The sequence below is a fragment of the Bordetella sp. 15P40C-2 genome (genome assembly GCF_009763235.1).
GTDB lineage: Bacteria > Pseudomonadota > Gammaproteobacteria > Burkholderiales > Burkholderiaceae_B > Bordetella_A.
The window spans coordinates 26049-40677 of record NZ_WSJA01000018.1 but is presented as its reverse complement, the minus strand read 5'-3'; the positions used below and the strand labels follow the sequence as shown (position 1 = coordinate 40677).

Genomic DNA, 14629 nt, shown 5'->3' with positions numbered 1-14629 from the left:
CCTAATCCAGCCTTTCCGGAACCTTTCAATTTTCAAGAATTTCGTGCGGCGTCGCAGCAATCCGGCTAGAAATAAGGGTAAACCCTAGTGCCACGCGCAATCCGGGCAATGGTTTCCGGTTCTCTAAAACCATCCATCCGCCATGTAGTTTTACGATGGTGCCAACGATTGCAAGGCCCAGGCCGGCGCCGGGTCGGTTCTTCCCGGCCGCGCCTCGGCGAAAGCGCACGCTAGCCTGCGCGATGTCCTCGGGCGACATTCCCGGGCCGCTATCCTCCACGGTGACACGAGCGAATTTTTCGTCCGCATAGACGCGTACCGTGACCTGCGAGCCGAATGGGGCATAGCGGATCGCGTTGTCCACCAGATTGCTCAAGGCCTCGCGCAGCAGCCAATCTATGCCGGGAATACAAACGGGGAATTGCCCGCCTTCCAGGCCCAGATCAATGCGCCGGGCCCGCGCGGCGGGCAGCAGCGTCCGAATGACGCTGTGGGCGATCTCGCCCAGATCGACGTTATCGGGCACCAGACCCGCTTCGCCCAGCGAGGCGTTCTTGGCCCGGGCCAGGGCCAGCATCTGATTCGTGGTGCGTACCGCGCGGTCCAGTCCTTCCTGCATGGCCACCAGGGCTGTGCGTATCTCCTCGGGATCGGTTTCACGCAGTGCATAAGCGATCTGGGTACGCAAAACCGACAAAGGTGTGCGCAATTGATGCGAGGCGTCGTCCAAGAACTGCCTTTGTAGCCTCGCCTGGGCCGCAAAACGGCTCATGTGGAGGTTTACAGCATCAACCAAGGGGGCGACCTCACCTGGAATGTCTGGCGCCTCTACGGGGCTTAAATCGTCTGCCGAACGCTTTTCCACATCTTGCCGCAATCGCTCTAACGGACGAACCGCGCGAAAAACGCTCCAGACGACCACCAGCACCACGATGAGGATCACCACGAAATCGCGTTCGAGCGCGCGTAGCAGTGACTGATTCAAGAAGTTTTGGCGCGAATCCAGCGTTTCAGCGACTTGAACCACCACTCTGCCGCCCTGGTTGTTGTAGAGCGGGGGGTCCATCGGCCGCGCGAGCGCGGCCACGCGTAGCGAAAGGCCCTGATATTCGGCGTCGTAGAACTGTGGTTGGCCCGAAATCAGCGGTTTGTTCGGCAGTGGCAGGAATTGGTTGCCGATTTCGGCAAGGCCGTCTTCAGTAGCAATGCGGAAATACACATTGCCATCGGCCGTCAGCTCAAAAAACTCCAGCATCAGATATGGCTGCTCGAAGCTTAATCCCCCGCTGGCTGTGGATATGTTGTGATCGATAGATCTGAGCGCGCCCGCCAGGGCGCGATCGTAGGCCTGATCCACCTGCGATCGCAGTTGATAATTCGACAGCCACAAAGCTATCAACATGATCAGCACCAAGGCGGGAATCAGCCACCAAAGCAACAACGATTTCAGCGTCTGAGGACGCGGGTTAAGCATCGGGTACGGTCTCCAGGGAGTAGCCCATCCCTCGTAATGTCACGATTTGCACACCGGTATCCGCCAATTTTTTGCGTAGTCGGTGAACCAATACCTCGATCGCCTCGAGATTGATGTCCGAATCGTCGGTTTGTATGCGATCGAGGATTTGTTGTTTGTTGATAGGTTCTCCACTGCGTTGAATCAGTACACGCAGTACAGCATGTTCGCGTGGGGATAACCCCAAAGGTTGACCTTTTACCGTAAAGCGCTGTGCAGAAGTATCCAGCGTCAAATCGCCCAGAGATAGCCGCGGATGTTCACGTCCGCGGCTGCGCCGAATCAGCGCAATCAGTCGCGCCTCGAGTTCTTCGAGCACAAACGGTTTTGGCAAGAAATCGTCGGCGCCCTCATGGAGGGTGCCGACTCGTTCAGCAAGTGAATCGCGCGCAGTAAGAACAAGTACCGGTGTTCGGTCATCACGAGCGCGAATTTTTGCCAACAGGGTATGACCGTCCATGCCAGGCAGACCTAAGTCCAAAACGACGGCATCGAACTCTTCCACAGCCAGACGCCTTTCGGCGACCAGGCCGTCGTCAGCCCATTCCACGACAAAGCCAGCATGGCGGGCCAGGCTGCGGGATAACCAGCGAGCTAGTTCTGATTCGTCTTCGATGAGGAGGATACGCATAGTTGAATTGTGCACTGGCGGCTGGTGGGAACGAATATATGTTTTTCCCTTTTCTTTTTCTTTATATAAAGACTAATGATTAATAGAGCCTGTGGATAACTGCATCAACTCGAAAAATCCATTTTATTTCAAACGCTTGTGGACAATTTTGCTTGTGCAGCAGTTCTGTTTGAAGCTGAGGACCCACTTGAACAACTTTCGGCCGATGGAAAGAAACCCATCCTTGTCCAACTTAGGTCCACACGCTGTGCACAGCGGGCGTTCTTAGAGGTTATCCACAGACCACTTATGCCCAACCTGAACTGAATATGCATGAGTGTGAATACTTACTCACAGGTGGTTGTGGGCAACTGATTTGGGCGCAAGAACCAGATTGCTGGCCCCGCCACCGGGGACTATCGTGAGGGCGTCAAGAGGGATAGAATCAAGGAGCGCACCATGCTGACTGCGTATGACGACGCGAACGCCACGCAAACTGGCGCGTATGCCACGGACGATGAGCGCTGGCAGGCGGTACAGCGGCGCGATGCGGCCGCGGATGCGTACTTCGTGTATGCAGTGCGCACGACGGGCGTTTACTGCCGACCCAGTAGCGCGAACCGCCTGCCTCGGCGGGAAAACGTGCTGTTTTTTAAATCGGCGCAGGCGGCGCAAGAGGCTGGATTTCGTCCTAGTCGACGGCGTAGCGCCGATAAGACCAGCGCTGCTACCCGGCGAGCGGAGCTGGTGGCGCAGGCGTGCCGCTGGATAGAACGTGCAGATCCCGCGCCAACGCTCGCGACGTTGGCTGAACGGTTCGGGGTGAGCCTCTACCACTTTCAACGTGTGTTTAAAGCAGAAACCGGGCTTAGTCCGAAAGCCTACGCGCAGGCATTCCGCGCAAATCGTCTACGTGACCAATTGCCGGGCTCCCCTACCGTGTTTAGCGCGATGTATGAGGCGGGCTTTAATTCGGCAAGCCGGTTCTACGCGGAGTCCGAGCGGATTCTTGGCATGCGTCCGCGTGACTATCGAACCGGGGGCGCGAATGTGGATATCCGCTTTGCGGTTGGGGAATGCTCGCTGGGGGCGATTCTGGTGGCCCGTAGTCAGCGAGGTCTTTGCGCGATTTGGCTGGGCGACGATCCCGAGCGGCTGGTGAAAGACCTGCAAGACCGGTTTCCTCAGGCCACCCTATGTGGCGACGATGAAGAATTCGCGTCTTGGGTTGCCCAGGTCATAGGCTGCGTGGAGTCGCCTGGGTTGGGGATAAATTTGCCCTTGGATGTGCGTGGGACCGTATTTCAGCAACGAGTATGGCGTGCGCTGCAGGAATTGCCGCCGGGGACGACGGCTACCTATGCCGATATCGCGGCGCGCATCGGGGAGCCCAAGGCCGTGCGCGCGGTGGCGCAAGCGTGCGGGGCGAATCAGCTGGCGGTGGCGATTCCCTGCCACCGCGTGGTCCGCCGGGATGGCGATATCTCGGGGTACCGCTGGGGCGTGGAAAGAAAGCGCGAACTATTGCATCGAGAAAGCGCAGTGAAATCAATTGTTTCTTGCGATTGACACTAAAAATTTCAGTTGTTGTCAGCTGTGGGAAAACCTATACACTGCCCCACTTACACGCTGCCAGCACGCCATGACGCCTTCAGAATTCTTCGTGGGTTTAGACGGGTTGCCCACATTACGAGATCGCCTACCCACCCGCGTGATCGGGGGGTTGGTGTGCACGTTGATCGTGGTGCTGATGTTGTTGGCATGGACCCTGTCGCTTTCGCGTGGGTTGGAACGCGCGGTGGGGACGACGAAAGAACTCAGCAGCGTGCGCTTGATGGCGAATCAGATCGCGATCGAGCTTCTGCGGCCCGACGGTGCCCAGCCGGACGCACTACAACAAGCCTTGCAGGTGCAGGATCAGGCGCTAGCCGTATTGGCGGGGCATAGCCTGACCAAACCCACGCACCTGCCCGCAGTGCCACACATACGGCACCAATTGCGGCTGGTCGAGGAAGTCTGGCTGCACAAACTTAAACCGGCTGCTGTGCAAGCCCAAAAGAGCGGCGAAGCGCAAGGCTATCTGGATGGCGTGCGAGTGTTTCTCTCGGAATCCGACCGGCTTGCTGGGATGATCGATCTGGATATCGACAAGAAACGCACGCTGCTGCGATTCTTGCAGGGGGCGATTGCGGTGATCGGCAGCGTGGGCACGGCACTGACGATTTATCTGCTGTACGTGTGGATTATTCAGCCGATGTTGAATCTACGCGATGGTTTGTATCGGTTGACCGAAGGCGAATTTCACACGCGTCTGCCGGTAAAGACGCGAGACGAGTTTGGAGTGCTTGCACATGGGTTCAACCAGATGGCCGATAAGCTCGAACAGTTGTATCGCGAGCTGGACCTGGGCGTGCGTACCAAGACCGCAGAACTGGAAAAGCAGAATCGCGAGACCGCTTTTCTCTACGCGATAACCGCGTTTTTAACGCTGCCCAACGATAGCGAATCGATATGCCGCCTCTTTCTGCAGCGCGTGATCAGCGAGTTCGGCGCAGCGGGTGGCGCCGTGCGTGTGACGGATACGGATGACGGGCCCGAGCGTGTGATGACCGAAGGCGAGGTTACGGTGCAAGGGTCCGGGGATCGCGATGGCGACATCGGAGCGCAGTTAGCGAGCGCAGATGAAGTAGCGGTCGAGCATGGGGCATACCACGCGAGCTTTGATATCGCGACGCGCGATGAGGCGTTGGGAACGTTCACGCTGCACTTCGCGAGCCAACGGCAGCTGTCGCCAAGTGAGGATCAATTGCTTAAAACCTTGGGCCAGCACTTGGGTATCGCGTTGGATAACCGGCGACTGGAAGCCCAAGCGCGCAAACTCGCGGTCACGCAGGAACGCAGTCTGATGGCGCAAGGCTTGCATGACAGCATCGCACAGGGGCTTAACTTTCTGAAGATGCAGTTGCAGATGCTCGAGGATGCGCTGGCGCGCGGCGATGACAAGGATGTGCGAGACATCGCACAGTTGCTGCGTATGGGTGTCGATGAGAGTTATCAGGATGTGCGCGAGCTGCTCGTGAACTTCCGCACCAAACTCGATCAAGTCGAGCTGCCCGACGCGATCGAGGAAGCAATACGTCGTTTTCGTCGGCAAACGGGTATCAACGTTCATCTGGATATGCAGTACCACACGGGGTTGCCGCTATCTCCCGAGCAACAGCTGCAGGTGCTATTCATCATGCAGGAAGCATTGTCGAATGTGCGCAAGCATGCGCAGGCGGATCACGTGGACGTCATCGTGCGCAATCACGATGATTTCGAAATGCGTATCGTGGATAACGGCCGCGGCTATGCGCAAGACGATGTCGCGAGCCGCGAGGAAAATCATATCGGCCTGCACATCATGCGTGAACGCGCGGCCCGGGTGCATGCGGTGCTGCAATTGCGTTCACAACTTGGTCAGGGGACAACCGTGGAAGTGACCCTGCCCCATACCGAAAAATCCGTTGTTTAATTCCAGCGACCTTTACTCATGGCGATTCGTATTCTTCTCATTGATGATCACAGCCTGTTTCGCTCAGGCGTCAAGCTTATGTTGCAACGTCAGCCAGATATCGAGGTTGTGGCAGAGGCGGGTGATGGCGTGGAAGGCGTCAAGCGCGCACAGGCATGTCATCCCGATGTGATTTTGTTGGATTTGAATATGCCGGGGTTGTCGGGACTAGAGACCTTAAAGCTCTTGGTACAAGACGTGCCCGATGCCGCTGTGATGATTTTGACGGTATCGGAAGAGGCAGACGAGGTCGCGCAAGCCCTGCGTGATGGCGCGCGCGGTTTCTTAAGCAAGAATATCGATGCCGTCGAATTAGTCAGCGCGGTGCGGCGTGCCGCGCAAGAAAGAGTCGCGAGATAGTGTTTTGATTGACCGCGGATGGAAACCCGCGAGCATGGCACCAATCGTGGCACCATGCTGCCGATCTATTTCCCGATACAAAAACTCGAAAAGATCTCGCCCAACAAATCATCGCTGGTGAATTTGCCGGTAATGCTGCTCAAGCTGTCATGCGCAAGCCGCAGTTCTTCTGCGAACAGATCCAACACACGATCATCCTGTGCGGCGTGTTCGCCAGCGTTGGCAAGATGTTCGGCGGCATCTTGCAGTGCTCGCACGTGACGTTCGCGCGCGAGCCAAGGGGATTCCGCCCCCGGGTTCCAGCCAGCGATGGACAATAGCTTTTCACGCAGTGCATCCAGCCCCAAGCCTTCGCGCGCGGAGATGCCGAGCTGCTGTGCGCCGGGCACGAATGGCTTATCGAGCAAATCCACTTTGTTGTAGACGGTCAGTAACGGCGTACGTTCGGGCAAGCGTGCAATGATTTGCGCGTCGAGTTCATCGCCGGGTTGAGTCGCGTCCTGCAGATGCAGGATGACATCGGCGCGTTCGATTTCTTTCCAGGTGCGGTCTATGCCGATACGTTCGACCGTGTCTTCGGTTTCGCGTAATCCGGCCGTATCCACGATATGTAGCGGCACGCCATTGATGTGAATTTCCTGCACGACGCGATCGCGCGTGGTGCCCGCGATGGGCGTGACGATCGCGATGTCGTCACCGGCCAGCGCATTGAGCAGGCTGGACTTACCAACGTTGGGTTTACCGGCAAGCACCACGTGCAAGCCTTCACGCAAGATCACGCCTTGCCGTGCTTGTGCAATCAATCGGTCAAGATCGTGCGCGAGCGCTTCCAGTGTGGGACGCGCCTGGTATTTTTCCAGGAAGTCGATTTCCTCTTCGGGGAAATCGAGTGTGGCTTCGACCAGCATGCGCAGATGCACGATGCGGTCCGACAGAGCATTGACCTGTACTGAAAATTCGCCTGATAAGGACGCCATCGCGCCCCGTGCGGCGGCCACCGACGATGCGTCGATCAAATCGGCAACGGCTTCGGCCTGCGCCAGATCCAACCGGTCATTGAGAAACGCGCGGTGCGTGAATTCACCCGGTTCGGCCAGACGCACACCGATCTCGGCGCCCGCTTCCAGACAACGATCGAGAATGCGCCGCAATACCGCCGGCCCGCCATGGCCCTGCAACTCGAGCACGTCTTCGCCGGTGTACGACTGGGGCGCGCGGAAATACAGGGCGATGCCTTCGTCCAGGCGTTCACCATCTTCGGCGGTAAAGGGCAGATAGTGCGCGTGCCGAGGCGTCAGCTCGCGACCAAGAAGCTTTCGAATGAATGACGACAGATCCGGGCCGGAAACTCGGACGACGCCGATGCCGCCGCGACCGGGAGCCGTGGCGATGGCGACGATAGGAACCTGATGAGAGACGGACATGGGGGCGAAGAATGAATACGGCAATAAGGGAATATAACTGTTGCGCGCGCACCATTTTGCTGGTTATGGTGTCCGGGCAGTCCAATCGATAGGTCGGCTAGGGAGAGCAAGATGGCATCTCGTTGGTTACGTTTGATGGTGGGCGGCACGGTGGCAACGGTCATGGCGCTAGGCGCGGTGACGGCGGCCGCGGCGCGCGACTTGGTTGTGGCGCTGAAAACCGAACCCAGCTCGATGGACCCTCAATATCATGCGTTGACACCGAACACGCAGATATCGCAGACGCTATTCGACCCTCTGGTGCGGGCCGACGCGAAACTGCAGCCAATTCCCGCGTTGGCGGAGTCATGGACGAACGAGGGTAATGTCTGGACCTTTAAACTGCGGCCCAATGTGAAGTTCTCGGATGGGTCGCCGTTCACGGCCGAGGATGTGGTGTTCTCCTATGACCGTATTCCCAAGGTGCCCAACAGCCCCTCCCCGTTTACCTTGTATCTCGGGTCAGTCGCCAAGACCGAAGCCGTTGATCCGCTGACGCTGCGCATCACGACCAAATCGCCCGCCCCCAATCTGCTGATTAATCTGGCGCAGCTGCCGATTTTGTCGAAAACGGCGGCCTCTGGTCCTGCTCCGGAGGGCAAGACCACGACGGAACTCAATAGCGGCAATGGCCTGGCTGGCACCGGCCCGTATAAGTTTTCTTCGTGGAAACGCGGCGCGGAGCTGGTGTTCGAGCGCAATGAGCACTATTGGGGCGAGCCGCCGGCCTGGGACAAAGTGATCTATCGGCCCATGTCCAATGCGGCCGGACGGGTCGCCGCCCTGTTGGCGGGCGATGTGGACATGATCGAAGATCCCCCCACCGATGATCTGGCCAATCTCAAAAAGAACAACAAGCTCTACATCGAAGAAACGCCCTCCGTGCGCGTGATGTACGTGGCGATGGATCAGCATGCCGAGCCGACACCGGGTATTCCGGGGCTGCAGAAAAACCCGTTAAAAGATAAACGCGTCAGAGAAGCTTTGTCCCTGGCGATCAATCGCGAAGCCATTGTGGATCGAGTGATGGGGGGCGTGGCCAAGCCCGCAGGCAATATGCTGCCCTACCCCATGTTTGGCGCATCGAAAGAACATGCCGAAGCACCCAAGGCCGACATTGAAAAGGCCAAGGCTTTGTTAAAAGAAGCGGGCTATCCCGATGGGTTTTCCATCACGCTGGGAGCACCCTCGGGCCGTTATGTGAACGACTCCAAGGTGGCGCAAGCGGTTGCCTCCATGTGGTCGCGCATCGGCGTCAAAACCAGTGTCGAAGCGTTGGCGCCCTCGGTGTTTTTCAAAAAACGCGATGGGTATGAGTTCAGCGCCTATCTGGCGGGCTGGTCGGTGACCAGTGGCGAGATGCTCAATCCGCTGGCTTCGCTCTTGATGACGCGCAATCCCGAAGCCGGCGAAGGCACCACCAACCGTGGGCGATATTCAAATCCGGAGATGGACAAGCTTGCCCGTGAGGCGGCGGGCACCATGGACAATGACAAGCGCGCCGCGCTCTTGCAACAGGCCAGCAATATGGCGATGGATGACTTCGCGCTGTTGCCCCTGCATTTCGAGCTCTCGGTGTGGGCCATGAAGGACGATATCCGCTACGAAGGCCGGCCGGATCAAACCACGCTGGTGCAATACGCCACGCTAAAGAAATAGCCGGGAGCGATAAGCAACGTGCTGGCAACCATCATCCGCCGCCTGTTGCAGACGCTGATCGTATTGCTGGTCATGTCGGCGCTGGTGTTTGCCGGGATTTATCTCGTCGGCGACCCGGTGTCGATGTTGGCCAGCCCGGAGGCGACCGATGCGCAGCGCGAGGCGATCCGTACATCGCTGGGCTTGGATAAACCGTTATGGATGCAGTATGCGGTGTTCCTGGGCCATGCGGTGCAGGGTAATTTCGGCAATAGCTTTCTGACGGGCGAACCCGCCATGCGCTTGATTCTGGAGCGCATGCCGGCCACGCTGGAACTTGCCACGGTAGCGATGTTGCTATCGGTGCTGATCGGTGTGCCGCTAGGCATTATCGCGGGCTTGCGGCCGCGGGCGGCCGGATCGCGCGCCATCATGACAGGTTCGGTGTTGGGTTTTTCGCTGCCGAATTTCTGGGTCGGTCTGATGCTGATCATGGTGTTCGCGGTCGCGCTGGGATGGCTGCCCGCCAGCGGCCGTGGCGCGACGGTACCGGTTTTTGGTGTGCCGTTAAGTGTATTGACGCTCAGCGGCTGGGCTTGTCTGATCCTGCCTGCCGCGACGATTGCGCTGGCCAAATGCGCGATGATCATTCGCGTCACGCGCGCGGCCACGCGCGAGGTCCTGCCGATGGACTACATCAAATTCGCGCGCGCCAAGGGGCTGGGCGAAATCCGCGTGCTGGGCGTGCACCTGTTGAAAAACATTTTGATCCCGGTCGTGACCATCGCCGGTCTTGAATTCGGGCAAGTCGTGGCCTTTGCGGTGGTGACAGAGACCGTATTTTCCTGGCCCGGCATGGGCAAGCTGTTGATCGACTCCATCATCAATCTGGACCGTCCCGTGGTGGTCGCCTATCTGATGCTGATCGTGTTTTTCCTGGTGGTGCTGAATTTGCTTGTGGATATCTTTTATACCGTGCTGGACCCGCGCGTCCGGCTGGAGCGCCGGGCATGACGACACCCGTGATTCCCGCAGCCGCGGACATTAAACCCGCCCCCGTGGAAACGCCGTTGCGCCGCTTCATGACGGATTTCTGTGCGAGCAAACTGGCGATGGTGGGCCTGGTGCTGTTGATCGTCACCGTGGGCGCGGCCGTGTTTGCGCCATGGATCGCGCCGCAGGATCCGTTCGATATCGGCAACCTGGATATCCTGGATTCGAAACTGCCTCCCGGCAGCGAAAGCAGCGACGGCAGCATGACGTACTGGCTAGGTACGGACGGACAAGCGCGCGACGTGTTCTCGGCGATCCTGTATGGCCTGCGCACCAGTCTGACGGTGGGCGCGATATCGGTGCTGGCGGCCTTTGCGATTGGCGCGACGGTGGGTCTGATCGCCGCTTACTTTGGCGGTCGGGTGGATGCGGTGCTGATGCGGGCTGTGGATATCCAGTTATCGTTCCCGGCCATCCTGGTGGCGTTGATCTTGCTGGCGATTCTCGGCAAGGGTGTGGATAAGGTGATCATCGCGCTGGTGGTCGTGCAATGGGCCTATTTCGCCCGGGCGGCGCGCGGCGCAGCCCTGGTCGAGCGGGGCAAGGAATACGTGGAGGCCGCCCGCTGTCTGTCGCTGCGTTGGGGGCGCGTGCTGTTTCGTCATGTCCTGCCCAACTGCATGCCGCCGCTAATCGTGATTGCGACCATCGACCTGGCGCATGCGATCGCGCTGGAGGCGACGTTGTCGTTTCTGGGCGTGGGCGTGCCGGTGACCGAGCCTTCGCTGGGGATGTTGATTTCCAATGGATTCGAGTATCTGTTGTCGGGTCTGTATTGGATTTCTTTCTTTCCCGGCATTGCGCTGGCGATCGCCATCATCGGCATCAATCTGGTGGGGGATCATCTGCGCGATGTGTTGAATCCTCATAACGTGGCATGAGGCGCGGGCGATGAGCGAAAGCGATCCCGTCGTGCAACACGACTACCACGAGCCAAATGCGGCTGACGCTGCTAGCGGGCGGGTCAGTCATCACCCGGAGGACCTGGACCCTCATCCTGTGGATAACCTGCCGGCCGGGACAGCGGTATTGCGCGTGCAAGGGCTCAAGACCCACTTCTTCACGCGTGGCGGCGTGGTCAAGGCCGTCGATGGTGTGGACCTGTCCGTGGGGCCCGGCGAGATCGTCGGGCTGGTCGGCGAATCCGGCTCGGGCAAGAGCATCACCGGGTTCTCATTGCTGGGTTTGGTTGACGCGCCGGGCCGCGTGGTGGACGGGGAAATCCTGTTCAAGGGCGAGGACCTGCGCCGCGCCTCGCCGCAGCGCTGGCGCGCAATTCGGGGCAGCGAGATCGCGATGATCTTTCAGGACCCGATGATGACGCTCAACCCGGTGCTGCGCGTGGATACGCAGATGATCGAAACCGTGTTGGCGCATCGCCGCGTCAGCCGCGCCCAGGCCAGGGGCCGCGCGTTGGAGGTGTTAACGCAGGTGGGCATCCCCTCGCCCGAAGAGCGGCTGCGCGCTTATCCACATCAGCTGTCGGGCGGGATGCGTCAGCGCGTGGCGATCGCGATTGCGTTGTTGAACTCCCCTCGCCTCATCATCGCGGACGAGCCGACGACCGCGCTGGATGTCACGATACAAGGGCAGATTCTGTACGAGATGCAAAAGCTCTGCCGCGAGACGGGGACGGGGTTGATCTGGATTACCCATGATCTGGCCGTGGTGGCTGGATTGGCCGATCGCGTTGCGGTGATGTACGCGGGGCGTGTGGTCGAAACCGGAGCGACGGCTGACGTGATCGGGCAGCCTCTGCATCCCTATACCCAGGGTTTGATCGCCTCGATTCCCACGCCGCAAACGCGGGGTCAGCCGCTATCTCCCATCGCGGGGATGACGCCATCGCTCTTGAATCTGCCCGAGGGATGCGCGTTTCGCTCCCGCTGTCCGCGCGCCACACCGACTTGTAGCCAGTCGCCCCCGGCGCAGGAGCATCGCCCGGGGCATTGGGCGCGTTGCTGGCATGTGGAGAACTCGAATGCATACGTCTAACGGCCCCCGCGCAGATTCCGAACGGGCAGCCGTCGCGGCGACACCGCTGTTAACGCTGCGTGGCGTTGAACAGCACTTCGTCCAGCCCGTCGATCTGGCCGGACGCATCGCCAATCTGTTCGGCGCGGGGCTGAAAACCTTGGTGGTGCAGGCAGTCGGCGGCGTGGATCTGGAGGTGTATCCCGGCGAAGTCATAGGCATCGTCGGCGAGTCCGGCTGCGGCAAATCGACGCTGGGCCGGATGGTGTGCGGGATATTGCCACCCACCGGGGGGGAAATCGTCTACCGTGGCGTGCCCCTGGCGCGAATGTCGGCCGCCCAGCGGCGCGAATACGAGCTGGGCGTGCAGATGATCTTCCAGGACCCGTACGCGTCGCTCAATCCGCGTATGCGAGTGCTGGACATTATTGGCGAGGCACCCGTCGCTCACGGCCTGATACGGGCGCGCGACCAGGCCGATTACGTCGCCGAACTCATGCGGCAGGTCGGCCTGGACCCAAGTTATGCACAACGTTATCCACACCAATTTTCCGGGGGACAACGGCAGCGGATCGGCATCGCGCGGGCCTTGGCGTTAAAGCCCAAGGTCATCGTTTGCGATGAGGCCGTGGCGGCACTGGATGTCTCGATCCAGGCACAGGTGCTGAATCTGTTCGCGCGCTTGCGCGAAGAGCTGGACCTGACCTATCTTTTTATCAGCCACAACCTGAGCGTGGTCAGTCACATCTCGGATCGCGTGGCGATCATGTATTTGGGGCGTATAGTGGAGATCGCGGCGACGGATGATGTGTTCTCGCGCGCGAATCATCCCTATACGCAGGCATTACTGAAGGAATTGCCGAACCTGCGGCCCGGACGGCGCAATTACCAGCCTATTAAAGGTGAATTGCCCTCGCCGCTGGCGCCCCCGCCGGGATGTGCGTTTCATCCGCGTTGCCCCCATGCGATGCCGCGCTGCGCCGAGGAACGTCCGTTACTGCGCGCCGTGGGCCCCGGCCATGCCAGTGCCTGTCACCTCAATGACATGCCAGGTTGGGACGGCGTGGAGCGCGCCCCCGATGCGCGTATAGCAGGTGTGCTACAAGTCTGAGATTACCGGGCGGATCCGTATGGGAACCCCCTATTTTGCTTTTACCTTGCGTGACCGAATGCCATGAAAACTTTAGACGAAATCGAACGTGCCCATGCCGACCTGACCGCCTTGCGACGCGACATCCATGCGCACCCGGAGCTGGCGTTTAACGAGACACGCACCTCCGCGCTGGTAGCCGAACGGCTGCGCGCCATGGGGATGGAGGTTCATACCGGGCTGGGCAAGACCGGCGTGGTCGGCGTGCTGAAATCCGGCACCAGCGAGCGCAAGATCGGCCTGCGCGCCGATATGGATGCGCTGCCGATGCCGGAACACAACCGCTTCGAGCACAAGTCCACCATCGAAGGCCGCATGCACGGCTGTGGCCACGATGGGCACACGACGATTTTGCTGGGTGCGGCAGAGTACTTGAGCAAGCACCGTAACTTCGACGGCACCGTGCACTTTATTTTTCAGCCCGCCGAGGAAGGCGGTAACGCCGGTGCGCGCGCCATGATGCAAGACGGGCTGTTCGAGAAATTCCCGTGCGATGCGATCTTTGGATTGCACAATATGCCGGGCATGCCGGTGAACCAGTTTGGTTTCCGCCCTGGCCCTGCCATGGCGTCGAGCAACCGCTGGGACATCACCATCCGTGGCGTGGGCGGTCATGCCGCGCAGCCGCATAATGCGGTGGACCCTATCGTCATCGCGGCAGACATGGTGCACGCGCTACAGACCTTGATTTCGCGCCATAAGGACCCCTTGGAATCGGCGGTGCTGAGCATTACGCAGATCCATGCCGGCGACGCCTACAACGTGATCCCCGGCGAGGCCGTCTTGCGCGGCACGGTGCGCACCTATACGGTCGATGTGCTCGACCGTATCGAGGAAGGCATGCGCCGCATCGCCACGACCCTCCCACAGGTCTATGGCGCGACGGGCGAGCTCGATTTCGTGCGCGCCTATCCGCCCCTGGTGAACTGGGAAAAGGAAACCGCTTTCGCCGCCGAGGTGGCTCGCGAAGTCTTTGGTGATGAACAGGTGGACTGTAATATCCCGGCCTTCATGGGGGCGGAGGATTTTTCGTTCTATCTGGAAAAAGTCCCTGGCTGTTATTTGTTCCTAGGCAATGGCGACGGCGATCATCGCATCGCCAGCTATCACGGCATGGGGCCGTGCCAGCTACACAATCCCAACTATGACTTCAACGACGCCCTGCTGCCGGTAGGCGCGACGTACTGGGTCAAGCTTGTGGAAAAGTATTTGGCTCGTAATTAAGGTGCCTGAAGGCCGCGCGCTTTGCGGCGCGGCCTATATGACGAAAGGCTCTGATCAAACTGCTATTACGTAGTTTGGTTATGTGGCGTGC

At 59.5% G+C, this 14629-nt stretch carries 11 protein-coding genes and 1 pseudogene; 9 read left to right on the top strand and 3 right to left on the bottom strand.

What is annotated here, in order from left to right; genetic code table 11:
• Nucleotides 1-25: 25 nt before the first annotated feature.
• A complete protein-coding gene (locus GOQ25_RS08375; RefSeq protein WP_160350012.1) occupies nt 26-1474 on the bottom strand; it encodes a sensor histidine kinase in 1449 nt (482 codons plus the stop codon).
• Entirely contained in the window at nt 1467-2144 is a 678-nt protein-coding gene (locus tag GOQ25_RS08370) for a response regulator (protein WP_160350011.1), read from the bottom strand. The genes GOQ25_RS08375 and GOQ25_RS08370 overlap by 8 nt, the downstream gene beginning before the upstream one ends.
• A gap of 438 nt (nt 2145-2582) precedes the next feature.
• On the opposite strand from GOQ25_RS08370, the gene ada reads away from it, so the two are divergent.
• The 3 genes and pseudogenes from ada to GOQ25_RS08355 all read left to right on the top strand — a co-directional run.
• Entirely contained in the window at nt 2583-3692 is a 1110-nt protein-coding gene (ada, locus tag GOQ25_RS08365; RefSeq protein ID WP_160350010.1) for a bifunctional DNA-binding transcriptional regulator/O6-methylguanine-DNA methyltransferase Ada, read from the top strand.
• A gap of 73 nt (nt 3693-3765) precedes the next feature.
• The gene (locus GOQ25_RS08360) at nt 3766-5637 is read left to right on the top strand and encodes an ATP-binding protein (protein ID WP_160350009.1); all 1872 of its coding nucleotides are present in this window, start codon (nt 3766-3768) and stop codon (nt 5635-5637) included.
• Between the two features lie 18 nt (nt 5638-5655).
• Nucleotides 5656-6015: pseudogene (locus GOQ25_RS08355) on the top strand (response regulator transcription factor); the annotation flags it as partial.
• An 86-nt stretch (nt 6016-6101) separates the two neighbouring features.
• Here GOQ25_RS08355 and mnmE read toward each other — a convergent pair.
• Nucleotides 6102-7460, bottom strand: a complete 1359-nt coding sequence (mnmE, locus tag GOQ25_RS08350) for a tRNA uridine-5-carboxymethylaminomethyl(34) synthesis GTPase MnmE (protein ID WP_160350008.1) — start codon at nt 7458-7460, stop codon at nt 6102-6104.
• Nucleotides 7461-7571: 111 nt separating this feature from the next.
• Here mnmE and GOQ25_RS08345 point away from each other — a divergent pair, with 111 nt between their 5' ends.
• The 6 genes from GOQ25_RS08345 (at nt 7572) to GOQ25_RS08320 (ending at nt 14538) form a co-directional block, all read left to right on the top strand.
• A complete protein-coding gene (locus GOQ25_RS08345) occupies nt 7572-9158 on the top strand; it encodes an ABC transporter substrate-binding protein (RefSeq protein WP_160350007.1) in 1587 nt (528 codons plus the stop codon).
• Between the two features lie 18 nt (nt 9159-9176).
• On the top strand, nt 9177-10151 hold the full coding sequence (locus GOQ25_RS08340) for an ABC transporter permease (protein WP_160350006.1): 975 nt from the start codon (nt 9177-9179) through the stop codon (nt 10149-10151).
• Nucleotides 10148-11071: an ABC transporter permease gene (locus GOQ25_RS08335; RefSeq protein ID WP_160350005.1), complete on the top strand. Its 924-nt coding sequence runs from the start codon at nt 10148-10150 to the stop codon at nt 11069-11071. The genes GOQ25_RS08340 and GOQ25_RS08335 overlap by 4 nt, the downstream gene beginning before the upstream one ends.
• A gap of 10 nt (nt 11072-11081) precedes the next feature.
• A complete protein-coding gene (locus GOQ25_RS08330) occupies nt 11082-12185 on the top strand; it encodes an ABC transporter ATP-binding protein (protein ID WP_160350004.1) in 1104 nt (367 codons plus the stop codon).
• A complete protein-coding gene (locus GOQ25_RS08325; protein WP_160350003.1) occupies nt 12172-13275 on the top strand; it encodes an ABC transporter ATP-binding protein in 1104 nt (367 codons plus the stop codon). Before GOQ25_RS08330 ends, GOQ25_RS08325 begins: the two co-directional genes overlap by 14 nt.
• A 63-nt stretch (nt 13276-13338) precedes the next feature.
• Nucleotides 13339-14538 carry a M20 aminoacylase family protein gene (locus GOQ25_RS08320; protein ID WP_160350002.1) on the top strand — a complete coding sequence of 400 codons (1200 nt, stop codon included), beginning with the start codon at nt 13339-13341 and terminating at the stop codon, nt 14536-14538.
• Nucleotides 14539-14629 lie beyond the last annotated feature (91 nt).